The sequence below is a fragment of the Achromobacter sp. Root83 genome (assembly GCF_001428845.1).
GTDB lineage: Bacteria > Pseudomonadota > Gammaproteobacteria > Burkholderiales > Burkholderiaceae_B > Achromobacter.
The window spans coordinates 79,313-103,452 of sequence record NZ_LMIU01000002.1 but is presented as its reverse complement, the minus strand read 5'-3'; the positions used below and the strand labels follow the sequence as shown (position 1 = coordinate 103,452).

The window sequence follows — 24,140 nt, the reverse complement described above, 5'->3', positions numbered from 1 at the left end:
ATCAAGCCGCCCGAACCCCAATAGCAACCACCCGAGCACTGAACTCCTTCAGCAACTCATCCCGAACCGCCTCCGCCCGCAACATCGAAGCCTCCTTCACATACCCATACCCCCGGATCTCGTCCGGCACACTGGCCAACGCCACCGCCCGATCCAGATTCCCCCGGTTCAGCTTGCACAAAATCGCCGTCATCGTCTCCCGGTACTCCCGGGCCAGTTCGCGCTCAGCCCGCCGTTCCTGCGTATACCCGAACGGATCCAGCCTCGACCCGCGCAGAAAGCGCAGCTTCGCCAGCAGCCGGAAGACCCGTAGCATCCCCGGCCCATAGCTGCGCTTGACCGGATGCCCGTCCTTGCCGCGCCGCGCGAACATCGGCGGCGCAAGATGAAAACGCAGCTTCCAGTCCCCCTCGAACTGCTCGCCCACCCGCCTGACGAACTCGCCGTCCGAATACAGCCTTGCCACCTCGTACTCGTCCTTGTAGGCCAACAGCTTGAAGTAATAGCGCGCCACCGCCACCGCCAGCCGGCTGGTCCCCGTCGCCTCGCGCTCCGCATGCGCCACCTTGTCCACCAGGTCCGTGTACCGCTTCGCATAAGCCGCATTCTGATACTGCGTCAGGTACTCCTTGCGCACCGCCACCACCTCTGCCAGCTCACCGGCCGGCTTCTTCAGCTCCACCACCGGACTGGCCACGCGCGGGCGCTTGATCTCGATGATGTCCTCCGGCTTGGCGGGCGGCACCCCGCCATTGGCCAGCAAGCGGGAAACGCCCGCGGGATCGTGCGCCGCGCGCCGGCCCCAGGCAAAAGCCGCGACATTCACGGGCACCTGCTGGCCGTTCAGCTCGATCGCGCGCAGCAGCGCCTCGCGCGACAGCGGAATCCACCCCTTCTGGTACGCATAGCCCATCATCAGCGGATTCGAATAGATAGCGTCCCCCAACAACCCCACGGCCAGCGCGGCGGCATCCACCGTATCCAGGCTTTCCTTGCCGCAAGCCGCCTGCAGATCCGCCGTCAGGCTCGCGCCCGGCAGCGTCCAGTCGGGATTGCCCACGAACGCCGCGGTCGGCGCCGTATCGGTGTTCAGCAGCACACGCGTGCGGCCCGGGCCCACCCGCGCCATGGCTTCCGCGCTGGTCGCCACGACCAGATCGCCCGCCAGCATCAGGTCGGCCTCGCCCATCGCGACCCGCGTATTCATCAGGCTATCCGGCGCCTGCGCCAGCACCACATGCGAATACACCGCGCCGCCCTTCTGCGCCAGGCCCGCCATATCCAGCACCGAGCAGCCCTTGCCCTCAAGGTGCGCCGCCATGCCCAGCAACTGTCCGATCGTGACCACCCCCGTGCCGCCCACCCCCGCCACGAAAACGCCATAAGGCCGCTCCAGCCCCGGCACCCGCGGAAGCGGCACCTCGTCGTCAATCCCGCCATCGTCCCGCGCCAAGGCGCGAGGCTTTCTCAGCTTGCCGCCTTCCACCGTCACGAAACTGGGGCAGAAGCCCTTCAGACAGGAAAAATCCTTATTGCAGCTCGACTGATTGATCGTGCGCTTGCGGCCGAATTCCGTCTCCAGCGGCTCCACCGACAGACAGTGCGATTTCGCCGAGCAGTCTCCACATCCTTCGCACACCCTGTCGTTGATGACCACCCGCCGCGCGGGATCCGGATAGGCATTGCGCTTCCTGCGGCGGCGCTTCTCGGTGGCGCAGGTCTGGTCATAGACCAGCACCGACACCGCCGGATGTTCGCGCAGCTCGCGCATCACCGCGTCCAGTTCGTCCCGGTGATGCACGCGCACGCCAGGCGCCAGATCGCCGACGTCCAGATACTTGTCGGGATCGTCGGTGACGACGACGATCTTCTCGATGCCCTCGGCCGCCACCTGGCGCGTGATCATCGGCACGCTGATGGGACCATCCACAGGCTGCCCGCCCGTCATCGCCACCGCGTCGTTGAACAGGAGCTTGTACGTGATGGGCGCCCGGGCGGCCACCGCCGCGCGTATCGCCAGCAGCCCCGAATGAAAGTAGGTGCCGTCGCCCAGATTGGCGAACACATGCCTTTCATCGGTGAACGGCGCCTGGCCCAGCCACGGCACACCTTCGCCGCCCATCTGTGTATACACATCCGTGTTGCGGTCCATCCACCTGACCATGTAATGGCAGCCGATGCCCGCCATCCCGCGCGAGCCTTCCGGCAGGCGCGTCGAGGTGTTGTGCGGACAGCCCGAACAGAACCAGGGCTTGCGCTCTTCGACCACGCGCGGACGCGCCAGGGCCTGTTCACGGGCGCGGATGAACGCCAGCCGCGCCTCGATGCCCGCGCGCACGTCGTCCGGCAGTTCGAAACGCAACAGGCGCGCCGCGATCGCCTTGGCGACCATGGCGGGCGAAAACTCGTAATGCGCAGGCAGCAGCCAGTTGCCTTGCGGCACCGACCACTCGCCGCCGTCCTTGTCGTCGAACTTGCCCACCACACGCGGGATCTTCTTGCCGCTGCCGATCCAACTGAACAGCTCTTCCTTCAACTGGTATTCCAGCACCTGGCGCTTTTCCTCGACGACCAGGATCTCGTCCAGCCCTTCCGCGAATTGCTGCGTGCCCGTGGACTCCAGCGGCCACACCATCCCGACCTTGAACAGGCGCAGGCCGATGCGCCGGCATGCGTCTTCGGACAGCCCCAGATCGGACAGCGCCTGGCGCGTATCCAGATAGGCCTTGCCCGAAGTCATGATGCCAAAGCGGGCATCGCGCTGCGGCACCTGCCAGAGTTCGCGGTTCAGCCCGTTGGCGCGGACATAGGCCAGCGCCGCGTACAGCTTGTAGTCCAGCAGCCGGGCTTCCTGCTGCAGCGGCGTATCGGGCAACCGGATGTTCAAGCCATCCGCCGGCAGCATGAAATCCTCGGGCAGCAGGATCCGCACGCGCTGCGGGTCCACGTCGACCGACGCCGATACCTCGACGATATCGGTGATGCACTTCATGCCGACCCACACGCCCGCGTAGCGGCTCATCGCCCACCCGTGCAGGCCGTAGTCCAGCACTTCCTGGACGCTGGACGGAAACAGCGCCGGTATCATGCAGGCCTTCAGGATGTGGTCGCTCTGGTGCGGCAGGGTCGAGGACTTGGCGGGGTGGTCGTCCCCCGCCACCACCAGCACGCCGCCATGGCGCGACGTGCCCGCGGCATTGGCGTGCTTGAAGACGTCGCCGCAGCGGTCCACGCCCGGGCCCTTGCCGTACCACATGCCAAAGACGCCGTCGTACCTGGCGCCCGGAAACAGATTGACCTGCTGCGAGCCCCAGACGGCCGTCGCGGCCAGGTCTTCATTGATGCCGGGCTGGAACTCGACGTGGTGCGCCTTCAGGTACTTGGCCGCCTTCCACATGTTCTGGTCGACGCCGCCCAGCGGAGACCCCCGGTAGCCCGACACGAAGCCCGCCGTGTTCAGCCCCGCTTTCGCATCGCGCACGCGCTGCATCATGGGCAGGCGCACCAGGGCGTGGATGCCGCTCATCCAGGCGCGGCCGGATTCCAGGGTGTATTTGTCGTCGAGCTGGACGGAGTCAAGCGCCGCGCGGACGGCGGGCGTAAGGGGGGCATTCATGGCTACTCCAAGATCCTGATGCCCCCACCAGCTTCGCGCGCGGTTCCCCGGGGAACGCGCGCGGGCCGACAAGGGCCGTGAAAGTGAAGTTCTGGCGCGTTCGCGCTTCTGGTCCTTCCGGTTGTAACCGGCACGCCCACCCCGGGCAATAGGGCGATGCGATAATTGCCCGCATGGACTTCGCCCCTAGAATCGTCGCCTGGCAGCGCCAGCACGGACGTCACGATCTTCCCTGGCAGAACACCCGGGATCCCTACCGGATCTGGCTATCCGAGATCATGCTGCAGCAAACGCAGGTGGCCACCGTCATCCCCTACTACGACCGCTTCCTGCAACGCTTCCCGGACGTAACCGCGCTGGCCGCCGCCGCGCAGGAAGACGTGATGCCGTACTGGGCCGGCCTGGGCTATTACGCCCGCGCCCGCAATCTGCACCGTTGCGCGCAAGAGATCGCGCGCGACTGGAACGGGCGCTTTCCGCCCACGGCCGAGGCCATCGCCACCCTGCCCGGCATCGGCCGGTCCACCGCCGCGGCCATTGCCGCGTTCGCCTACGGCGAGCGCTCGCCCATCCTGGACGGCAACGTGAAGCGCGTGTTCACACGCCACTTCGGCATCGCGGGCGATCCCGCCAAGCGCGAAATCGAACAACGCCTGTGGGGGCTGGCCGACGCGCAGGTCGACGCCGCGCCCGGCCTGGACATGGCCGCCTACACACAAGGGCTGATGGACCTGGGCGCCACGCTTTGCACGCGGGGCAAGCCCGCCTGCGACCGGTGCCCGGCAGCCGACAGCTGCGTGGCCCGGCGCGAGGGCCGCCAGGCCGAGCTGCCCACGCCCAAGGTGCGCAAGGCCATCCCGGAACGAGAGACCTGTATGCTGGTCTTGCGGCATCAGGGCGCGTTCCTGCTGCAGCAACGGCCCGAACCCGGCATCTGGGGCGGGCTGTGGAGCCTGCCCGAGTTCGATGTGACCGGCGATCCCGACAGCGCCTCGCGCGCGCTGGGCCTGGAGCCCGAGCAGCGCTTCGAGCTCGCCGCCTTCGCCCATACCTTCACGCACTACCGGCTGCATATCAAGCCGTGGCTCGTGCCCGTGCGCGCGGCCGGCCTGCGCGAAGCCGCGCGGCCCGAACGCTGGGTTCCGGCGGACAAGCTGGGATCGATGGCGCTGCCCGCGCCGGTGAAGAAACTCTTGCAGGGCCTGGTGGACGCGGGCATGCAGGACAGCCTGTTCGACGGGCAGGCACGCTAGCGCGCCTGCGGCTCAGGCGCCCGCGTCGCCGTTTCCGCTCAGCAGCATCACCAGCTTCAGATCCGGGTGCGTCGCCAGGCGGAAGGTGATCTGCTGATACCCCAGCTTGCCGCGGCGCGGATGCTGGAACTCCCGCAGCCCGCCTTCGCGCTCCACGACGGCATGGCGTGTCCACCAATGGGAAAACACCGGGCTTTGCCGGCTCAGGCTGTCCAGCAGCGCCAGCACCGCCGGCTCGTCCAGGTGCGCCCCGGCGTCGGCTCGGAATTCCGCCACCACCCGGCGCGCGCGCTGGTCCCAGTCCACCACCAGTTCGCGGGCGGCGGGATCCAGAAAGATATAGCGCAGCAGGTTGGGTTCGGGATCGCGGGCGGGCCAATCGTCGAACAGATCGCGCAGCGGCTCGTTGCAGGCCAGCACGTTCCACGCGCGGTCCAGCACATAGGCCGGCGCGTTGATCGCGTTCACGCACTCATGCAGCGGCCCCGGCGCCCCGCCCGCGTCGTCGCGGGCATGCTGCGGATCCGCGCAGTCGGCCAGGTCGAACAGATAGGCGCGTTCCGCGCGGGCCAACTGCAGCACGCCCGCGATGCGGGACCATACCGAAGGCGACACCGACACCTCGCGCCCCTGCTCGATCCAGGTGTACCAGGTGACGCTGATGCCGCAAAGCTGCGCCACCTCTTCGCGCCGCAGGCCGGGCGTGCGGCGGCGCGTGCCTTCCGGCAGGCCGGCCATCTGGGGGGTGATGCGGGACCGGGCGCTGCGCACGAATTCGCCCAGCGCCTGCCGGCGCAGGTGGGAGCCTTCGTGGCCGGCGGCACCAGCCAGGGGGGAAGTATTCATACCAGGATAAGCAATGGACTTGTACGTGTATACGCGCCCGCCTATCTTAGCGCCTGCGCCGCCTTTTTCCGTTGCGGTTCCGCATTCCGAAAACCAAGGATCCTCATGACCTCCAGTTCGCACGACGCCGCCGTCGACCGCCAGTTCAGCCCTCGCGCCACGGCCTACCTGACCAGCGCGGTCCATGCCCAGGGCGAAGACCTGCTGCAGATGGCCGGCATCGCCGGCCAGCACCCCGGCTCGCGGGTCCTGGACCTGGGCTGCGGCGGCGGCCACGTGAGCTTTCACGTCGCGCCGCTGGTCGGACAGGTCACCGCTTATGACCTGTCGCAGCAGATGCTGGACGTGGTCGCGGGCGAAGCCGCCAAGCGCGGGCTCTCGAACCTGGTCACCTGTCAGGGCAAGGCCGAATACCTGCCGTTCGGCGACGGCGAGTTCGATCTGGTGATGTCGCGCTATTCCACGCACCACTGGCAGGACGCCGGGCGCGGCCTGCGTGAAGCCTTCCGCGTGCTCAAGCCCGGCGGCACCGCCGTGTTCGCCGACGTGGTGTCGCCGGGCGAACCGCTGCTGGACACCTGGCTGCAGACCATCGAAGTGCTGCGCGACACGTCCCATGTGCGCGACTACTCCGTCGCCGAATGGACCCGCATGCTGACCGAGGCGGGCTTCACCCTGCAAGGCCTGGCCCCGCGCCGCCTGCCGCTGGAATTCCAATCCTGGGTCACGCGCATGCGCACCCCCGACACGCTGGTGGCAGCGCTGCGCCATATGTTCGGCATCGCGCCCGACGTGGTGCGCGCGCACTTCGACGTGCGCGATGACAGCTCCTTCACCAGCGACACCGCCACGATCGTCGTGAGGAAGCCGGGCTGATTCAGCCTGGCCGCGGCAGCCCGCGCGCCGCCAGCGCGCCCGCCACGCCCAGGCTGCGCAAGGACTGCACGGCCTGGGCCACGGCCCGCACAAAGCGCGGGTTCTGGCCCAGATCCCCGAACACCGCCTCCAGGCCGGTCAGTTCGCCGGTCCAGGCCAGCATCGCCGCCGCCGGTTCCTCGCCCGCCGTATCTTCACCCGCGCGTTCCGCACCCGCCCATACCCCACCCGCGCTGTCTGCGCCCGCCTGCAGCGCCGCCCTCTCGGCCGATGCGTACCGGCGCGCCAGGATATCCGCCATCGGATCCTGTATGTCGTAGCGCCGCCCGTCCTGATCGACGCCGCGCAGAAAATGCAGCCAGCCGGCCACGGCCAGCGCAAGGCCGGGAAACGGCAGGTCCGCCGCCAGGCGCGCGCGCACGGTGGCGAGCAGGCGCTGCGGCAGTTTTTGGGAGCCGTCCATCGCGATCTGCCGCGTCTGGTGCTTGAGCGCCGGATTGGCGAAGCGGCGCAGCAGGCGCTGCCGGTACGCCATCAGGTCCAGCCCGGGCAGCGCGGGCAGGGTGGGCTCGATCTCGTTGCGCATCAGGTCGCGCAGGTAGCACGCCATGGCGGGCTGGGCCATCGCCTGGTCGACCGTGGTCCAGCCCGCCATGACCGACAGACAGGCCAGCGCCGAATGCGCGCCGTTGACCATGCGCAGCTTCAGCGTTTCGAAGGGCGCGGCATCGTCCACGAAGCGCGCCCCGCCAGCCGTCCAATCAGGACGCCCCGCCGCGAACCGGTCCTCGACCACCCACTCCAGATAGGGCTCGGCCAGCACGGGCCAGGCGTCGCGCACGCCCAGCGCGCCGGCAATCTCCTGCCGGTCCGCATCGGTCGTGCGGGGCACGATGCGATCGACCATCGAGCACGGAAACTCGCAGGCAGCGGCGATCCAGGCCGCCAGCGCCGCGTCGACCCGCGTCGCGAACGCCAGCACCATGGCGCGCAGCAGGCGGCCGTTGGCGGGCAGGTTGTCCAGGGACATCACGGTGACGGGCCCCAGCCCCGCCGCGCGCCGGCGCTGCAGGCCCCTGACAAGAAAGCCGATGGTGCTGCGCGGCGCGGCGGGCTGCGCCAGGTCGTGCGCGATGTCGGGGTGGGCAAGGTCGAGCCGCCCGCTGGCCGGATCGTGGCAATAGCCTTTCTCGGTAACCGTGACGCTGACGATGCGCGTGTCCGGCCCGGCGATGCGAGCCAGCACCGCCTGCGGATCCTCGGGCGCCACCAGCGTTTCCAGCAGGCATCCGATCACCGTCAGGTGTTGCCGTGGCCGGCCGTCTTCGCCAGCGCTGCGCAAGGCAAGCGCATACAGGCCGTCCTGCGGCGCCAGCGCGTCGCGCGTGTCGGCCTGGCGCAGAGAGACGCCGCAGATGCCCCAGCCGCGATCCGCGCCGGCGCGCAGCGCGGCATCGTTCACCGCCGCCAGATGGGCGCGCGCGAACGCGCCCAGTCCCAGATGCACGATGCCCGCTTTGAGCGCGGCCCTGTCGTACCCGGGCCGCGCCACCTGCGCGGGCAACGCCGCAAGGCTGGCCGCATGCAGGCGGCCGGCCTCCGGAGCTACCAGTTCCACAGCGTGCCGTCCTGCTGCAGGCGGTTCACCGGCAGGTAGGCACGCTGATACGGATACTTGGCGGCCAGCTTCTCGTCGATGTCCACGCCATGACCCGGAACGTCGCCCGGATACAGCATGCCCTGGTCGAAGGTGTACGCATGCGGAAACACGGCGTCTGTCTCCTTCGTGTGGCGCATGTACTCCTGGATGCCGAAGTTGGGCACCCACAGGTCGAAATGCAGCGCCGCCCCCATGCAGACCGGCGACAGGTCGGTGGCGCCGTGGCAGCCGGTCCGCACCTGGTAGAGCGAGGCCAGGTCGGCGATGCGGCGCAAGTGCGTGATGCCGCCGGCATGGACCACGGTGGTGCGGATGTAGTCGATAAGCTGGTTCTGCACCAGGTCCTTGCAATCCCAGATAGTGTTGAAGATCTCGCCCACGGCCAGCGGCGTCGTCGTGTGCTGGCGGATCAGCTTGAACGCGTCCTGGTTCTCGGCGGGCGTGGCATCCTCCATCCAGAACAGGTTGTAGGGTTCAAGCGACTTACCCAGGCGGCCGGCCTCGATGGGCGTCAGCCGGTGATGCACGTCGTGCAGCAGGTGGTGATCGAAGCCCAGCTTCTCGCGGATGCGCTCGAACAGCTTGGGCGTATGGCGCAGATATTTCTCGGTGGACCAGTCGTGCTCGCTGGGCAGGTCGGCATCGGCGGGCTCGTAGAAAAGGTTGCCGCGACCCACGCCATAGACCTTGTCCAGGCCCGGCACGCCGCTTTGCGCGCGAATCGCGCGATAGCCCATGTCGGCATAGCGCAGCACTTCGTTCAGCGTGTGCTCGATGTCCGACCCGTTGGCGTGCCCATAGACCATCACGCCGCTGCGGCTCTTGCCGCCCAGCAGCTGGTACAGCGGCAGGCCGGCGGCCTTGGCCTTCAGGTCCCACAGCGCCGTGTCCACGGCAGCGATGGCGGTCATGGTGACCGGTCCGCGCCGCCAGTAGGCGCCCTTGTACAGGTACTGCCAGATGTCCTCGATCTGGTGCGCGTCGCGGCCGATCAGGCAGGGGATCACGTGCTCGGTCAGATAGGCGGCCACGGCCAGTTCGCGTCCGTTCAGCGTCGCGTCGCCGATGCCGGTCAGGCCCTGGTCGGTTTCAATCTTCAGGGTCACGAAATTGCGGCCCGGCGAACAGACAATCACGCGTGCGTTCGTAATCTTCATCGTGGACTTCCGGCTACGTGGGAGGGACGGCCGCAAGGCGGCCGGCGGGTCAGAACGTCACCATCACTTTCATCGCCAGCTGGCGGTCGCCCGCCAGCGCAAAGGCATCATGCACGCGCGCCGCCGGCACCGCCGCCGTCAGCAGCGGCGACACATCCAACAGGCCGCGGCTCAGGCAGTCGACGGCCATGGCGTATTCGTCCACGAAGCGGAAGCTGCCGATGCACGACAGGCTCTTCACCATGATCTGGTTGAACGGGCAATGTTCGCTGCTGCCGCTAAGCGTGCCGACCGTGACGACGACGCCACGCGGACGCGCCGCGCGCAGGCAGCTCGCCAGTCCCGCGTAGCTGCCCGACGCCTCGAAGCACACGTCCACCGTGCCCTTGCCCGCGGCCAGCGCGTCCAGCGCCCCGGGGTCCGTGGCGGCGTTGATGGTGCGCGTCGCGCCCACGCGGGCGCAGGCCGCCAGCGTCTGGTCCACGATGTCCACCACGATGACCTGGCTGGCGCCCGCCAGGCGCGCGGCCATCAGGATCAGGGCGCCGATAGGCCCGGCGCCCACCACCATGGCGGTCTTGCCCAGCAGGGATCCCGCGCTGCGCACGGCATGCAGGGCTACGGCCAGTGGTTCACCGAAAGCGGCCAGCTCGAAGGGCAGCGAGTCCGGCACCGGCACGCACTGCCGCTCCTGCACGACGACCTCTTCGCGCATCGCGCCCTGCATGTGCGGGTAACGGCTGGCGCTGCCGAAAAAGTGCACGGCCTCGCAATGATTGGAATCGCCCTGGCGGCAGTAGCGGCAGACGCCGCAGGTGCGCGCCGGATCCAGCGCGACGCGATCGCCCGGCTTGACGGCGGTGACGTCCGCGCCCACCTCCAGCACCTGCCCCGAGGCTTCGTGGCCGGGCGTCAGCGGTTCGCGGATGACGAAGTCCCCCACCCTGCCGTGGCGGAAATAGTGCAGGTCGGATCCGCAGATGCCGACGGCCTTCACGCCGACGCGCACCTGCGACGGCCCCAGCGCTTCCGGCGGCCTTTCGACCACACGCAGGTCCCGCGCCCCGTGGATCTCGCAATTCAGCATCAGCGCCACCCCTGTGCAAATTCGCCAATCACCCGCTCCAGGTGATCGCGCATTGCCTGCCTTGCGCCCTGCGCATCGCGCGCCACCAGCGCGGAAAAAATGCGCTGGTGATCCGCCTGCGACGCCTGGCGCAAGGCCTGCGTGTGGAAATGCTGTTCGATCTTTTCCCAGATCGGCCCCTGGGCCTGATCCCACATCGACGTCACCGTCGCCAGCAGCACGCTGTTGCCGGTGGAATGGGCGATGCCCAGATGGAACCGGCGGTCGGCCTCGGCGTTGGCGGCCTTGTCCGTCATCCGGTCGCGCATGGCCGTCAGCGCTTCGAAGATGCGGTCCAGGTCCGCGTCGCTGCGCGTGGCCGCCGCCAGCGCCGCGATTTCGGATTCGATCAGGCAGCGCGCGCGCAGCAGCTCGAACGGGCCGGCTCCTGGCTCCGGCATGGCGGGCAGGCGATTCGTGGCCGGGCCGGCCTCGCAAACATAGATGCCCGACCCGCCGCGCACTTCCACCACGCCCTGCAGCTCCAGGGCGATGATGGCCTCGCGCACGGACGTGCGGCTGACGTCGAACCGTTCGGCCAGCGCGCGCTCGGCCGGCAGCCGCTGGCCGGCGGCGAATTCACCCTGGGCCACCAGCGCGTGGATCTGCGCGGCCAGACGCAGATAGCCGCGGTCCGGCGCGGGGCGGCCGGTCTGGACGTCAGGCTTGGATAGCGGTTGCAACGTCATGGCGCCTTGAATTGGTTAGACCAAATCGTATTTGGTCTACCAATTTTCGCTATCGTGGTTTACCACTATCCGTACCGATGCCCATCCAGCCAGCCCTCGACAGCGCGGGCGGCGGCCCTGTATAGATAGGGATCGTCACAACCAAGGAAAAGCGCCATGCCCAGCACGACCGAACAGCTCTTGCCGTCTACGCTGACGGACCTGACCGTCGTGGACGCGGCGGCCCTGATTCGCGACGGCCGTATCACCAGCCTTGCACTGACCCAGGCATGCCTGGACCGCATCGATGCCCGCCAGGATCTGAACGCCTTCATCACCGTCGACCGCGAAGGCGCGCTGGCGCAGGCACGCGCCTTCGACGCCGCGCGCGGGACGCAGGCGCCGGGGCCGCTCGGCGGCGTTCCCATCGCCATCAAGGACAACATCCACGTCGCCGCCCTGCCCAACACGGCGGGCACCCCCGCGTTGCGGAATTTCCGCCCCGCCGAGGATGCGCCTGTCGTGCGGCGGCTGAGGGAAGCGGGCGCCATCATTCTCGGCAAGACCAACATGCATGAGCTGGCGTTCGGCGTGTCCGGCTACAACACCGCCTTCCCCGGCCCGCACGGCGAGGGCACGCGCAATGCCTACGACACCAGCCTCATCGCCGGCGGCTCATCCTCGGGTAGCGGCGCAGCGGTGGGCGCGCGCCTGGCGCCGGCCGCGCTGGGCACCGACACGGGCGCCTCGGTGCGCCTGCCCGCGGCGGTCAACGGCGCGGCCGGCTTCCGTCCAACGGTGGGCCGGTACAGCGGCGCGGGCATCACGCCCATTTCGCACACGCGCGACACGCCCGGCCCCATCGCCAACTGCATGGCGGACATCGTGTTGCTGGATGCGGTGCTGGCGGGCGACTCGCAGGCCCTGGCGCCCGCGCTTGCCACGGATATCCGGCTGGGCCTGGTTCGCTATTTCTGGGACGATCTGGCCCCCGAGGTGCAGGCGGTCGCGGACGCGGCCCTGGGCCGCCTGCGCGCGGCCGGCGTGCAGTTGGTGGACCTGGACATGCCCGACCTCCCGGCCGCCAATTCGGCCGTGGGCATGCCGCTGTGCCTGTACGAGCAAAAGCCCGACCTGATCGACTACCTGGCGCGCTATGGCGCCGGTGTGAGCTTCGAAGAGGTGGTCGCGCAGATATCCAGCCCCGACGTGAAGGGGATTTTCGACGGCCTGATCGTGCCGGGCGTGTTGCCCACGCCGGACGGGCAGGTTCTGGCGCTGCAGCCGTTGTATGAGCGGGCCATCGCGACCCACCGTGACGAACTCATCGACGTCTACCGGCGCGCGTTCCAGGAACACGGGCTGGACGGCCTGCTGTTTCCGACCGTGCCGGTCATGCCGCCGGCCGCCACGCCCGAGGCCAGCAGCTTCGAGACCTTTGGCCGCCTGGCCCGCAACGTCGACCCCGGCAGCAATGCGGGCCTGCCGGGACTGAGCGTGCCGGCGGGCCTGTCGGCGCAGGGACTGCCGGTGGGACTGGAGATCGACGGCCTGCCGGGCGAGGACCGCAAGGTGCTGGCGATCGGCATGGCCATCGAGAAGATACTGGGGCGCATCGCTGCGCCCCCCGCGCCGGATCGCTAGCCCAGATTCGGCGCCAGCGTCCGCTTCAGATCCTCGATGCTGCGGCCGCTGCGGCGGGCGTAGTCTTCGAGCTGGTCTTCGCCGATGACGCCCACGTTGAAGTACTGCGACTGCGGATGGCTGAAGTAAAAGCCCGACACGCTGGACGCCGGATACATGGCATAGCTGTCCGTCAGCAACATGCCGATGTCCTCGCCGTCCAGGACGCGGAACATGTCCGTCTTCACCACATGCTCCGGGCAGGCCGGATAGCCCGGCGCCGGGCGGATGCCCACGTACTTTTCCGCGATCATGTCCTCGTTGGACAGGGCCTCGTCGGCCGCATAGCCCCACAGGTCCTGCCGCACGCGCGCATGCAGGCATTCGGCGAAACCTTCGGCCAGGCGGTCGGCCAGGGACTTCAGCATGATGCTGGAATAGTCGTCCAGCGCCTTCTCGAATTCCGCCTCCTTCTTTTCGATGCCCAGGCCCGCCGTGACGGCGAACATGCCGATGTAGTCCAGCTTGCCGGACGACTTGGGCGCGATGAAGTCGGACAAGGACTTGTTGCTGACGCCTTCGCGCTTGGCGCCCTGCTGGCGCAGGTTGCGGTACGTGAACAGGACTTCGCTGCGCGTCTCGTCCTTGTAGATTTCGATGTCTTCGTCGTTGACGCTGTTGGCCGGGTAGAAGCCGACCACGCCGTTGGCGGTGAGCCAGCGGCCTTCGACGATGCGCTTCATCATGGCCAGGCCGTCGGCGTAGACCTTGCGCGCCTGCTCGCCCACGACCTTGTCGTCCAGAATGGCGGGGAACGGGCCGAACAGGCTCCAGGTCTGGAAGAACGGGCCCCAGTCCACGTACTTCACGATCTCGGACAGGTCATAGCTCTTGAATGTGCGGCGGCCGATGAACTTCGGGCGCGGCGGCGTGTAGTTGTCCCAGTCGATCACCGGGCGCGAGGCGCGCGCATCGGCCAGCGGCAGGATGGGCGTCGCCTTGCGGTTGGCGTGGCGGCGGCGCACCTCTTCGTATTCCTCGGCCAGTTCGGCCAGGTACTTTTCCGATTGGTCCGACATCAGGCTGGTGGCCACGCCCACCGAACGGCTGGCGTCCGGCACATAGATGACCGGGCCTTCGTAGTTGGGCGCGATCTTCACGGCCGTGTGCACGCGGCTGGTGGTGGCGCCGCCGATCATCAGCGGCAGCTTGCGGCTGCGGAAGTACTCGTCGCGCTGCATCTCGGAGGCCACATAGGCCATCTCTTCCAGGCTGGGCGTGATCAGGCCGGACAGGCCGACGATGTCGGCGTTCTCTTCCTTGGCCTTCTCCAGGATCTGCGCGCAGGGCACCATCACGCCCATGTTCACGACTTCGAAGTTATTGCATTGCAGGACGACCGACACGATGTTCTTGCCGATGTCGTGAACGTCGCCCTTGACCGTGGCGATGACGATCTTGCCCTTGGCGCGCACATCGCCGCCGGCGGCGGCGATCTGGCGCTTTTCTTCCTCGATGAAAGGAATCAAATGCGCCACCGCCTGCTTCATCACGCGGGCGGATTTCACGACCTGCGGCAGGAACATCTTGCCTTCGCCGAACAGGTCGCCCACCACGTTCATGCCGTCCATCAGCGGGCCTTCGATCACCTCGATCGGACGGCCGCCGCGGTCGAAGATCTTCTGGCGGACCTCTTCGGTGTCTTCCACGATGAAGGTAGTGATGCCATGCACCAGCGCATGCGACAGCCGCTTTTCAACCTCCGCGTTGCGCCAGGCCAGGTCCTCTTCCTTCTTCGCGCCCGAACCCTTCACGCTGTCGGCGAACTGCACCAGGCGTTCGGTGGGCGTGCGCTCGTCGGCGGGGTCAGTCTTGCCGACCGGCTCGGGGCGGTCCAGCACCACGTCTTCCACCAGGTCGCGCAGCTTAGGATCCAGGTCGGCGTACACGCCCAGTTGCCCGGCATTGACGATGCCCATCGTCATGCCTTCCTTGACCGCGTAGTACAGGAAGACGGTGTGGATGGCCTCGCGCATCGGCTCGTTGCCGCGGAACGAGAAGCTGACGTTGGACACGCCGCCCGAGATCCGGGCATGCGGCAGGTTGTCGCGGATCCAGCGCGTGCCTTCGATGAAGTCGACCGCGTAATGATTGTGTTCGTCGATGCCGGTGGCGACCGCGAAAACGTTGGGATCGAAGATGATGTCTTCCGGCGGAAAGCCCTCTTCCTCGACCAGGATTTTGTAGGCCCGCGCGCAGATTTCCTTGCGGCGTTCCAGCGTGTCGGCCTGGCCAAGTTCGTCGAACGCCATCACCACCACGGCCGCGCCGTAGCGGCGGCACAGGCGCGCATGGTGACGGAAGGGCTCCAGCCCTTCCTTCATGGAGATGGAGTTCACCACCGGCTTGCCCTGCACGCACTTCAGTCCGGTCTCGATGACTTCCCATTTGGAGCTGTCGATCATGACCGGCACGCGGGCGATGTCCGGCTCGGACGCGATCAGGTTCAGGAAGCGGTGCATGCAGGCCACCGAATCCAGCATGGCCTCGTCCATGTTGATATCGATGATCTGCGCGCCGTTTTCCACCTGCTGGCGGGCCACGGCCAGTGCCTCGTCGTATTTCTCTTCGCGGATCAGGCGCGCGAACATCTTGCTGCCCGTCACGTTGGTGCGCTCGCCCACGTTGACGTACAGCGTGTCCTCGTCGATGTTCAGCGGTTCCAGGCCCGACAGGCGGGTCTTGACCGGGATGTCGGGCACGACGCGCGGGGTCAGCGCCGTGACTTTCTCGGCGATCGCGCGGATGTGGTCGGGCGTGGTGCCGCAGCAGCCGCCCGACATGTTCACCAGGCCCGCGCGGGCGAATTCTTCCAGCAGGGCCGAGGTGTCGGCGGGCGTCTCGTCAAAGCCGGTTTCGGCCATCGGGTTGGGCAGGCCGGCGTTGGGATAGACGCAGACGTAGGTGTCGCAGATCTTGGACAGCTCGGCCACGTAGGGGCGCATCAGCGCGGCGCCCAGCGCGCAGTTCAGGCCGATGGTGACGGGGCGCGCATGGCGCACCGAGTTCCAGAAGGCTTCGACCGTCTGGCCGGACAGGATGCGGCCGGAGGCGTCGGTCACGGTGCCCGAGATCATCACCGGCAGGCGCACGCCGCGCTGCTCGAAGACTTCCTCGGTCGCGAAGATGGCGGCCTTGGCGTTCAGCGTGTCGAAGATGGTTTCGATCAGGACGATATCGATGCCGCCATCCAGCAGGCCGTTGAGCTGCTCTATATACGCGACGCGCAGTTCGTCGAAGGTGACGTTGCGCGCGCCGGGGTCGTTCACGTCGGGCGAGATCGACGCCGTCTTGGGCTGCGGGCCCAGCGCGCCGGCCACGAAACGCGGCTTGTCGGGCGTGCTGTAGGCGTCACAGGCCTCGCGCGCCAGCTTGGCCGACTCCAGGTTCAGTTCGTAGGCCAGTTCCGGCAGATCGTAGTCGCCCTGCGCGATGGTGGTGGCGCCGAAGGTGTTGGTCTCGATGACGTCGGCGCCAGCTTCCAGGTACTGGCGGTGGATCTCGGAGATCACATCGGGCCGCACCAGGGACAGCAGCTCGTTGTTGCCCTTCACGTCCTTGCCGTGGCCGGCGAAGCGCTGGCCGCGGAAGTCCGCCTCGCCCAGCTTGTAGCGCTGGATCATGGTGCCCATGGCGCCGTCCAGGATCAGGATGCGCTTGCCCAGCAGGCGGGCGAATTCGCCGCCCTGGGTATAGGCTTCGGGCGGGTACGGCAGGCGGGGATACGACACGGTCAGGTCCGGCAATGAGTTGGCCACGGCAGCGCGAATGTGGCAAAAAAGCGAAAAACGCTGAAAAAACAAGACCTGATCGTAACAAATGAGGCCTTGCCGCGCCTCACGGTGATACAGTTTCGGCCCCGAACCGGTGCTTTCGGCGCAACGGGCTGGCAAGAACACAACACTTGCCGGCCGCGCGCGAAAGGTAAACGGGAAACAGGAAGACGCCCGCCAGGGCCGCCGCGCCGCCCAAAACGGCCCGGTAGTCCCCGCGTCCAGCCTGTGCTGCCCCCGCAACGGTCCCCATGCGCGCAATGCGCGCGTGGCAGCCCGATACCGGCCAGTTCGATCGCCAGGATGCCTGTATGCGCCCCCGCCCTCCGGGCCGGCCGCGGACCCGGGCATCCTCCCCATCGTGAATGACCTGCGGGGTCGCGGGTCGCATCGAGGTTATGTAGATGAAAGCCCGCTCCATCCGGCGTTACGCCGGCGCCCTGCTCTGTTCCGCTCCGGCCATCGCCGCCGCCCAGCAAGCCACCCCCGCTACCCCTGAACTCGACAGCATCACCGTCACCGCCCAGCGCGTGCCGACGGATGGCCGCACGCTGCCGGTGTCCATCTCGGTCATCACCGCCCAGGACATCGCGGCCAGCAGCGCCCGCACCATGCAGGACCTGCTGTCGACGCAGGCCGGCATCAACCTGGTCAACACCACCGGTTCCAGCGACAACGCCATCGTCGACCTGCGCGGCTTCGGCATCACCGGCGCCAGCAATACGCTGATCCTGATCGACGGCGTAAAGCAGAACACCAACGACCTGTCGGCGCCCAGCCTGGGCGTGGTGCCGCTGGACCAGGTGGAACGCATCGAGATCGTGCGCGGCAGCGGATCCGTGCAATACGGCGGCGGCACCACCGGCGGCGTCATCAACATCATCACCAGGTCGGATTTCTCGAAGGAACCGGTGACCGCCCGCGCCACCGCCACCTTCGGCAGCTATGGCCTGCGCCAGTACGACGCCGCCGTCGCCATGAACAACGAAAAGGTGGGCATCGACGCCTACATGCAGTCGCTGCATTCCGACGGCTACCGCGACAATAGCGGCGAGCGCCGCGAAGGCGGCGGAGCCGGCCTCACGTTCCGCCACGGCGACGGCTCGATCCGCCTGTATGGCCGCACGACCTCGCAAAAGCTGGAACTGCCCGGTCCGCGCACGATCAACCCCACCACGGGCCTGAACGAGTTCGAGGACGACCCGCGTGGATCGAAGAACGACGTCGACTACGTCAAGACCACGACCACCACGTTCGGCTTGCAGCTGGAGCAGGCGATCGGCGCCGGCACCCTGTACGCCGACCTGTCCACCCGCGAAAAGAAGCTGAACGGCCTGACCTACGACGGCTTCGGCGACATCCTGCGCGACCAGAAGCTGGAAGAGAACATCGGCAGCGTGCGCTACCGCCTGCCCATCGACGGCGGCCACAGCCTCGTCTTCGGCGCCGACGCACAGGAAGCAAAGACGACGGCCGACCAGAACGCCTACTACGACTTCGAACCGTCCCAGTGGCAATCGCGCCAGCATCAGTACGGCGTGTTCGCCGAGGGCCAGATCCGCGCCACGGACAGCACGTACGTGACGATGGGCGTGCGCCGCCAGTACGCGTCGGACGACCTGGACGTGATTTCGGGCTCGGGCACCGCGTCGGACAGCAGCAACCACCTGACCGCCTGGCAGCTGGGCGTGCGTCAGGACCTGCCGGCCGGTTTCGGCCTCTATGGCAAGGTCGGACGCAGCTTCCGCCTGCCCAATGCCGACGAACTGCTGTCGGTCCAGTCGCCGCTGTCGCCCCAGACCTCCACCGACAAGGAAGTGGGCGTCACCTGGCAGTCTGACACCAGCAGCGCGCGCCTGTCGTATTTCCACTATGACCTGACCAACGAGATCCAGTACAACCCGCTGGCCGACGGCATGTGGGGTCCGGGCACCGGCGCCAACACCAACCTGGATCCGACCCGCCGCCAAGGCGTCGAGCTGGAAGGCCGCACCGCCCTGTCCCGCAGCGTGACCGTGGACGCCAACCTGACCTGGATGGAAGCGCAGTTCCGCTCCGGCACCTACGCCGGCGTGGACCTGGCGGGCAAGACCGTGCCGCTGGCCCCGAAATGGCTGGCCAACGCCGGCGTGACCTGGCGCCCCACCGACTCGTTCCTGTGGAACGTATCGGGGCAATACGTGGGCAAGTCGCGCATGGACAACGACCAGGCCAACCAGTTCGGCAAGGAACTGGACGCCTACGTGCTGTTCAACACGAAGGTGGCCTACAAGTTCACCCGCAACATCGAAGGCGCCCTGGGCGTGAACAACATCTTCGACCGCCAATACGCCACCTACGGCATCCGCGGCGGCAATGCGTCGTTCGAAATGCTGGGCCCTGTCGCCAACTACAGCCTGTACCCCGCTCCGGGCCGCAACTTCTACGCGTCGCTCACGCTGCGCTATTGATCCGGCCTTCCGATATAGTCGGCGTTTCGCGCCGACCATATCGAGACCCCGCATGACACCCGACCGCGCCCTGACAACCGCCGGCCTGGCGCTGATCCTGGCGCTGGGTCCGGCACTTGCCCGCGGCGCGCCGGACACCCCGGCACCGGCCATCCGGATCCAGGACGACCGGGGCCGCAGCGTGGTCCTGGCCACGCCCGCCCGGCGCGCGGTCACCCTGGCCCCCCATGCCGCCGAACTCGTTTACGCCGCGGGCGCGGGCGCCTATCTCATCGGCACGGTCCGTGGCAGCGATTACCCGCCCGCCGCGCTCGCGCTGCCCGTCATCGGCGACGGCACGCAGCCCGACGCCGAACGCGTGGCCGCCGCCCGTCCCGACCTGCTGATCGCCTGGCAGCCCTCCGCCGCCGAACCGCTCGCCCGCGTAATGGACAAGCTGGGCATCCCCGTGTTCTACAGCGATCCGCTGACGCTTGCCGCCATTCCCGGCGCCGTGGAACGCATGGGCGCCTTGTTCGGCACCGAGCCTCAGGCGCGCGCCGCTGCGCGGGACATGCGCGCCCGGCTGGACGCCCTGCAGGCGCGCTATGCCAGCCGCCGGCCGGTGCGCGTCTTCGTGCAGGCCGGCCTGGACCCCATCTACACCCTGAACGACGCCAGCATCGTCAGCGACGCGCTGCGCATCTGCGGCGGCGTCAACGTCTTCGGCCAGGCGGCCATCGTCGCGCCGCAGGTCACCCTGGAAGGCGTGCTGGCGGCCCGTCCCGAGGCGGTGCTGGCCGGCGTTTCCCGCCCGGAAGACACGCAGAGAAACCTGGCCGCCTGGCAGGCGATGGGGCTGCCCGCCGCCCGCCAGGGCCACGTGTACGGGGTCGACGCCGACGCCCTGTACCGGCCCGGGCCGCGGCTGATCGACGCGGCCGAGGCCATCTGCGCCGATCTGGACCGGCTGCGCTGACACGCCCGCGCCCTGCGCCTTCCTCAAATAGTGGAACGCGCGCCTGGCCCGGCCCGCCCTGCCGCCCGGCGTCGTGCTTTATCATTCGTCCAGTCCCGCGGGCCCCGCATCGTGCGCACCCGCCCTTTGAAGCACCGCCATGACCACACAAGACACTCTCACCATTGCCGGCCGCGCCTATTCGTCGCGCCTGCTCGTCGGCACCGGCAAGTACAAGGACTTCGAACAGACCCGCGCGGCGCTGGATGCCAGCGGCACGGAAATCGTCACCGTCGCCATCCGCCGCACCAATATCGGCCAGAACGCCGGCGAGCCCAACCTGCTGGACTACGTCCCGCCGTCCAGGTTCACGCTGCTGCCGAACACCGCCGGCTGCTACAGCGCCGACGACGCGGTGCGCACCCTGCGCCTGGCGCGCGAGCTGCTCGACGGCCACGACCTGGTGAAGCTGGAAGTGCTGGGCGATCCGCACACCCTGTTCCCCAACATGCCGGAAACTTTGAAGGCCACCAAGACCCTGGTGGACGACGGTTTCAAGGTCATGGTCTATTGCACCGACGACCCGATCCAGGCCCGCATGCTGGAAGACATGGGCGCCGTGGCCGTCATGCCGCTCGCGTCCCTGATCGGCTCGGGCATGGGCATCCTGAACCCCTGGAACCTGCGCCTGATCATCGATCAGGCCCGCGTGCCGGTCGTGGTGGACGCCGGCGTGGGCACCGCGTCGGACGCCGCCATCGCCATGGAACTGGGCTGCGACGCCGTGCTGATGAACACCGCCATCGCCGCCGCGCGCGCCCCCATCCTGATGGCCAGCGCCATGAAAAAGGGCGTGGAAGCCGGCCGCGAGGCCTTTCTTGCCGGCCGCATGCCCAAGAAGCTGTACAGCGGCGCGCCCAGTTCGCCCACTGAAGGGCTGATCACCGCCGGCCCGGCCAAATGAGCTCGCGCCAGCAGGCCGCCGCCGGCCGCCCCATTCCCAACGCGCTGACGATCGCGGGCGTCGATCCTTCCGGCGGCGCCGGCATCCTGGCCGACATCAAGGCCATGAGCGCGCTGGGCGCCTATGGCTGCGCCATCATCGCCGCCCTGACGGCCCAGAACACGAAAGGCGTGACCGGCATCTCGCCCGTCCCGCCCGCCTTCGTCGGCCTGCAGATCGATACGCTGTTCACCGACGTGCGCATCGACGCCGTCAAGATCGGCATGCTGGGCCAGCGCCCGGTCATCGAGGTGGTGGCCGAAAAACTGGCCAAGTGGACGCCGGCCCATGTGGTGCTGGATCCCGTCATGGTCGCCAAAAGCGGCGACCTGCTGCTGGAAAACGACGCCGTGGGCGCCATGCGCGAAGCCATGCTGCCCCAGGCCACCCTGCTCACGCCCAACCTGCCGGAGGCCGGCGTGCTGCTGGAAGAGCGGCCGGTCGAAACCGTCAAGGAAATGCGGCGCGTGGCCGAACGCCTGCGCAACAAGCTGGCGCATTCGGGCGAGCGCTGGGTGCTGGTCAAGGGCGGCCATCTGCCCGGCAACGAGACCATCGACCTGCTGCACGACGGCGACCGGATGATCGAACTGCCCGGCCACCGCATCGTAACGGTCAACACCCACGGCACCGGCTGCACGCTGTCCGCCGCGCTGGCCGCGTTGCTGCCGCAAATCGGGGACGTGCCGGAAGCCGCCAAGCGCGCCAAGGCCTACCTGACCGAGGCCATCCGCCATGCCGAGCGCCTGTCGGTGGGATCGGGCCATGGGCCGGTCCATCACTTCCACGGCTGGTGGTAGGCGCGAGGCGGCCGCTCTGCCACCCTACGCAAGACGGCGTCCCGCGGGGCGCCGTCTGCATTTCCGGGGCATGGCGCCCCGGCTGAAACAACTGCCGGCCGGCCACCCCGTCACAGGACGCTACGAATCGGTACAATGGGCTGTTGATTCCTCTGTTTTTTCTGACCGTCATGAACGCCTCGACCCTGCCCGACGTAGAACAAGCCCGCTTCAATATGGTGGAACAGCAGATCCGCCCGTGGGACGTCCTGGACGCCAACGTGCTGCAAGCGCTGTTCGATGTGCGCCGCGAACAATTCGTTCCGCCCGCCCTGCGCGCCCTGGCGTTTTCCGACCTGGAATTGCCGCTCGAGATCAACGCGGTCAATACGCGTCAGACCATGCTCGCCCCGAAGGTGGAAGCCCGCCTTGCGCAGGAACTGCTGCTGACCAAGTCCGACTGCGTGCTGGAAATCGGCACCGGCTCCGGCTACCAGGCCGCGCTGCTGGGCTACCTGGCGCAACAGGTCACGTCGGTCGAGATCGACAGCCGCCTGGTGACGTTCGCGCAGCAGAACCTGCAGATGAACAACGTCACCAACGTCAAGGTTGAAACCGGCGACGCCCGCAACGGCTGGGGCTCCACCGAATACGACGCCATCCTCGTCACGGGTTCCGTGCCGGTCGTGCCCGACGCGCTGAAGTACCAGTTGCGCGTGGGCGGCCGCCTGGTCGTTATCGTGGGCCAGACGCCCGTCATGACGGCCTGTCGCATCACCCGCACCACCGCCGCCAGCTTCGAAACCGTGAACCTGTTCGAAACGGTCATCAAGCCGTTGCGCGGTGTCACGGTATCCCAGTTCAAGTTCTAAACCCCCGGCCCTGCCGCCCCTCGCCCGGCCCGTCGACGGCCGGCGCCCCGCCCGGCGGCCTGGCGTATCGTTGAAAATCATGCGCGTCCGATCGCTTACGGCTTTACTGGTTTTTACCTGCGCCGCAAGCGCCGGGCCCATGAACGCCTCCGCGCAGAACCTCATCCAGGTCTGGCAGGCCGCGCTGGGCAACGATCCGACCTATGCCGCCGCCCGCGCCAACTACCGGGCCGGCCTGGAAAAAGAGCCCCAGGCCCGCGCGCTGCTGCTGCCGCTGATTTCCGCCGAGGCCGGCGGCGCCTACCAGGAAACCCGCAGCACCCGCGGCCTGAGCTACGCCTACAGCGGCGGGCGCGGCGTCTGGGATCTGGCGCTGACTCAGCCCTTGTTCGACTGGGGCCGCTGGCAGAATTTCGAGCAGTCCAAGCTTATCGTCGCCGACGTTGAAGTGCAGCTCCAGCAAGCCTTCCAGGATCTGCTCCTGCGCGTGGCGGACGCCTACTTCAACGTGCTGTACGCCCAGGACACGCTGACCGCCACCGAGGCCGAGAAGGCCGCCGTGGCCGGGCAGCTCGAATCGGCCAGGCGCAACTTCGAGCTGGGCAATTCCACCATCACGGATACGTATGAAGCGCAGGCGCGCTACGACCTGGTGGTGGCCCAGGAACTGCGCCTGCAGAACGACCTGGAAGTCCGCCGCGACGAGCTGGCCAAGATCATCGGCACGCAGCCCGGCGCCCTGGCCGAACTGCCCTACGGCGTGCAATTGCCCGCGCCGCAACCCGCCCGCGTCGCGGACTGGAGCAACCAGGCGGAATCATCCAGCCTGGAAGTGCTGCGCGCGCAGTTGCTTACCCGCATCGCCGGCCGCGAGATCCAGATCGCCAAGAGCGGCCACTACCCCACGCTGAACCTGCGCGCCACCAGTGGCAGCGCCAGCGACGCCGTCATGCGCAACGCGGCCCCCGGAAAGCCGATCGACAACACGATCGGCGTGGTGCTGTCGATCCCGCTGTATGCCGGCGGCGGCGTGTCCTCGCAAGTCACGGAAAAGGTCCAGCTGGAACAAAAGGCGCGGTACGACTTCGAAACGGCGCGCCGCCAGGCGGTTCAGGCGTCCCGCCAGTACTACACCGGCGTCACCAACGGCCTGGCCCGCATCCAGGCGCTGGAAGCCGGCGAGAAATCCAGCCGCGCCGCCGTGGAGGCCAACCGCACGGGCTACGAGGTGGGTGTGCGCATCAACCTGGACGTGCTCAATGCCCAGCAGCAGCTCTACGCCACCCAGCGCGACCTGGCCCTGGCGCGCTACAGCACGGTGCTGTCGGGCCTGCGCCTGAAAGCCACCGGCGGCATCCTGGCCGAAACCGATCTGGAAGCAATCAACCGCCTGCTGCGGGACCCGCGCTGAGCCTTCCGGCTGGCGGACAATCACCGCCGA

16 protein-coding genes are annotated in these 24,140 nt (G+C 68.0%); 9 read left to right on the top strand and 7 right to left on the bottom strand.

The genetic code is table 11. The annotated features are described in order from the left end of the window. Position 1 precedes the first annotated feature (1 nt). On the bottom strand, positions 2 to 3,616 hold the full coding sequence (locus ASE30_RS05935) for an indolepyruvate ferredoxin oxidoreductase family protein (protein WP_057283373.1): 3,615 nt from the start codon (positions 3,614 to 3,616) through the stop codon (positions 2 to 4). A 173-nt stretch (positions 3,617 to 3,789) separates the two neighbouring features. Here ASE30_RS05935 and mutY point away from each other — a divergent pair, with 173 nt between their 5' ends. Next, positions 3,790 to 4,869: an A/G-specific adenine glycosylase gene (gene mutY / locus ASE30_RS05930; protein ID WP_057283372.1), complete on the top strand. Its 1,080-nt coding sequence runs from the start codon at positions 3,790 to 3,792 to the stop codon at positions 4,867 to 4,869. Positions 4,870 to 4,881: 12 nt separating this feature from the next. Here mutY and ASE30_RS05925 read toward each other — a convergent pair whose 3' ends face one another. Continuing rightward, on the bottom strand, positions 4,882 to 5,715 hold the full coding sequence (locus ASE30_RS05925) for a helix-turn-helix transcriptional regulator (RefSeq protein ID WP_057283371.1): 834 nt from the start codon (positions 5,713 to 5,715) through the stop codon (positions 4,882 to 4,884). Positions 5,716 to 5,820: 105 nt separating this feature from the next. On the opposite strand from ASE30_RS05925, the gene ASE30_RS05920 reads away from it, so the two are divergent. Next, positions 5,821 to 6,591, top strand: coding sequence for a class I SAM-dependent methyltransferase (locus ASE30_RS05920; RefSeq protein ID WP_057283370.1), 771 nt, complete (start codon positions 5,821 to 5,823; stop codon positions 6,589 to 6,591). A 1-nt stretch (position 6,592) separates the two neighbouring features. Here the strand turns inward: ASE30_RS05920 and ASE30_RS05915 are convergent, their stop codons facing one another. Genes ASE30_RS05915 through ASE30_RS05900 form a run of 4 tightly spaced genes read right to left on the bottom strand, consistent with a single transcriptional unit; the run spans position 6,593 to position 11,223 of the window. Further along, the gene (locus tag ASE30_RS05915) at positions 6,593 to 8,209 is read right to left on the bottom strand and encodes a mannitol dehydrogenase family protein (protein WP_057283369.1); all 1,617 of its coding nucleotides are present in this window, start codon (positions 8,207 to 8,209) and stop codon (positions 6,593 to 6,595) included. Continuing rightward, a complete protein-coding gene (manD, locus tag ASE30_RS05910; RefSeq protein ID WP_057283368.1) occupies positions 8,197 to 9,408 on the bottom strand; it encodes a D-mannonate dehydratase ManD in 1,212 nt (403 codons plus the stop codon). Before manD ends, ASE30_RS05915 begins: the two co-directional genes overlap by 13 nt. A gap of 49 nt (positions 9,409 to 9,457) precedes the next feature. After that, entirely contained in the window at positions 9,458 to 10,495 is a 1,038-nt protein-coding gene (locus tag ASE30_RS05905; protein ID WP_057283435.1) for an L-idonate 5-dehydrogenase, read from the bottom strand. Further along, positions 10,495 to 11,223, bottom strand: coding sequence for a FadR/GntR family transcriptional regulator (locus ASE30_RS05900; protein WP_057283367.1), 729 nt, complete (start codon positions 11,221 to 11,223; stop codon positions 10,495 to 10,497). The genes ASE30_RS05905 and ASE30_RS05900 overlap by 1 nt, the downstream gene beginning before the upstream one ends. Before the next feature lie 156 nt (positions 11,224 to 11,379). On the opposite strand from ASE30_RS05900, the gene iaaH reads away from it, so the two are divergent. Continuing rightward, the gene (gene iaaH / locus ASE30_RS05895) at positions 11,380 to 12,846 is read left to right on the top strand and encodes an indoleacetamide hydrolase (RefSeq protein WP_057283366.1); all 1,467 of its coding nucleotides are present in this window, start codon (positions 11,380 to 11,382) and stop codon (positions 12,844 to 12,846) included. Here the strand turns inward: iaaH and metH are convergent. Then, positions 12,843 to 16,616 carry a methionine synthase gene (gene metH / locus ASE30_RS05890; protein ID WP_057283434.1) on the bottom strand — a complete coding sequence of 1,258 codons (3,774 nt, stop codon included), beginning with the start codon at positions 16,614 to 16,616 and terminating at the stop codon, positions 12,843 to 12,845. The genes iaaH and metH overlap by 4 nt on opposite strands. Positions 16,617 to 17,062: 446 nt before the next feature. Here metH and ASE30_RS05885 point away from each other — a divergent pair, with 446 nt between their 5' ends. From ASE30_RS05885 to ASE30_RS05860, 6 genes are all read left to right on the top strand, one after another. After that, a complete protein-coding gene (locus ASE30_RS05885; protein WP_057283365.1) occupies positions 17,063 to 19,108 on the top strand; it encodes a TonB-dependent receptor in 2,046 nt (681 codons plus the stop codon). A gap of 52 nt (positions 19,109 to 19,160) precedes the next feature. Then, on the top strand, positions 19,161 to 20,066 hold the full coding sequence (locus tag ASE30_RS05880; RefSeq protein ID WP_057283364.1) for a cobalamin-binding protein: 906 nt from the start codon (positions 19,161 to 19,163) through the stop codon (positions 20,064 to 20,066). A gap of 139 nt (positions 20,067 to 20,205) precedes the next feature. Next, entirely contained in the window at positions 20,206 to 21,009 is an 804-nt protein-coding gene (locus ASE30_RS05875) for a thiazole synthase (protein WP_057283363.1), read from the top strand. Continuing rightward, the gene (gene thiD, locus ASE30_RS05870) at positions 21,006 to 21,848 is read left to right on the top strand and encodes a bifunctional hydroxymethylpyrimidine kinase/phosphomethylpyrimidine kinase (protein WP_057283362.1); all 843 of its coding nucleotides are present in this window, start codon (positions 21,006 to 21,008) and stop codon (positions 21,846 to 21,848) included. Before ASE30_RS05875 ends, thiD begins: the two co-directional genes overlap by 4 nt. A gap of 170 nt (positions 21,849 to 22,018) precedes the next feature. Continuing rightward, positions 22,019 to 22,699 carry a protein-L-isoaspartate O-methyltransferase gene (locus ASE30_RS05865; RefSeq protein ID WP_057283433.1) on the top strand — a complete coding sequence of 227 codons (681 nt, stop codon included), beginning with the start codon at positions 22,019 to 22,021 and terminating at the stop codon, positions 22,697 to 22,699. 79 nt (positions 22,700 to 22,778) lie between these two features. Next, complete coding sequence (locus ASE30_RS05860; RefSeq protein WP_057283361.1) at positions 22,779 to 24,110, top strand: TolC family outer membrane protein; 1,332 nt, start codon at positions 22,779 to 22,781, stop codon at positions 24,108 to 24,110. Positions 24,111 to 24,140 lie beyond the last annotated feature (30 nt).